Annotated in this window: 1 protein-coding gene; it reads left to right on the top strand. The window is 67.0% G+C overall.

Going from position 1 to position 300, the window contains the following annotated elements:
• Window positions 1-300: hypothetical protein (locus I59_RS22630; RefSeq protein ID WP_031266050.1), on the top strand; the 300-nt coding region annotated here is incomplete at both ends.

The raw sequence follows: 300 nt of genomic DNA, 5'->3' as shown, positions 1-300 counted from the left end.
CCGAACTGCTCGGCTGCGTCGAAAACATCAAGAACGGCAATACCAGCCTAGTCGAAAACATCTTCATGCCGCCTAGCGATGCGGACATCGAGGATGCGGCCTTTCGCGCGTTGCGCGACAGCGGGATCCGCGGCACCGTCGCGCGCGCCACACAGGCCCGTCACTTCGATCCGCAGTTCTGCGAAACCTCGGCTGAGCAGGCCGAGCGCGTCGGACGGCTCGCCGCGGGCTGGCACGGCAGCCACGACGGCCGGCTGCGCCTGTCGATTGGCCCGTTGCTGCCCTGGGTCGTCGATGAGG

The sequence above is a fragment of the Curtobacterium sp. B8 genome, assembly GCF_000333315.1.
GTDB classification, from domain to species: domain Bacteria; phylum Actinomycetota; class Actinomycetes; order Actinomycetales; family Microbacteriaceae; genus Curtobacterium; species Curtobacterium luteum.
The sequence above is the reverse complement of the archived record's forward strand: the minus strand, read 5'-3'. Positions and strand labels throughout refer to the sequence as shown.